Consider the following 951-nt stretch of genomic DNA (forward strand, 5'->3'; position numbering starts at 1 on the left):
GATGGAGACGCCGTTCATCGCGGCGAGCTACCGGACCTATGCCGAGCTGGTGCGCGACACCGCCACCCAGCGGCGCCTGCTGCAGGTCGGCCAGCAGATCGAGAAGATGGTCGTGCAGCGCGAGGGCGAGACCCACACGATGCTGCAGGACGCCGAGACCCTGGTCTACGGGCTGTCGCAGAAGAGCGTGCGCGGAGACTTCCGCCGCGCGCGCGACCTGCTGATCAGCGGCATCGAGCGGCTCACGGCGGCCGAGGAGAACGACGACGGCGTCGTCGGCGTCAGCACCGGCTTCATCGACCTCGACCGCGTCGTCGGCGGGCTGGCCCCGGGGAACATGATCGTCGTCGCGGCGCGGCCCAGCATGGGCAAGACCGCCCTCGCCCTCGGCATCGCCGAGCACGCCGCCCTCACCCAGGACATGTCGGTCGCGATCTTCAGCCTGGAGATGAGCGGCGACGAGCTCATCCAGCGTCTGCTGTCGTCGACCGCGATCGTCGACGCCGGGCGCATCCGCGCCGGCCGCCTGGCCACCGAGGACTGGTCGCGGGTCATGCGCGCGGCCGACCGTCTCCCGGCCGCCCGGCTGTTCATCGACGACTCCGAGGGCGTGACCGTCGGTGAGATGCGCACCAAGACGCGCCGGCTGAAGAGCCGCGAGGGCCTCGACCTGCTGATCGTGGACTACATCCAGCTCATGGAGGGCAACCGCGACCGGCGCGACGAGTATCGCGTCCATGAGATCCCCGCCATCCCGCGCGCTCTGAAGACGCTCGCGCGCGACCTCGCGGCGCCGATCATCTCCGCGCCGCAGCCCAACCGCTCGCCCGACGCCCGCACCGACAAGCGGCCGATGCTCTCGGACCTGCGCGAGTCGGGCGCCATCGAGCAGGACGCCGACCTGGTGCTGATGATCTACCGCGACGACTACTACAACCCCGAGGACTCGCC

1 protein-coding gene is annotated in these 951 nt (G+C 70.7%); it reads left to right on the plus strand.

What is annotated here, in order from left to right:
* On the plus strand, window positions 1-951 hold a 951-nt coding region (locus A0J48_RS26455), incomplete at both ends, for a replicative DNA helicase (protein ID WP_200327548.1).

The sequence above is a fragment of the Sphaerospermopsis aphanizomenoides BCCUSP55 genome, assembly GCF_001586785.1.
In the GTDB taxonomy this organism is placed as follows: domain Bacteria; phylum Cyanobacteriota; class Cyanobacteriia; order Cyanobacteriales; family Nostocaceae; genus Sphaerospermopsis_A; species Sphaerospermopsis_A aphanizomenoides_A.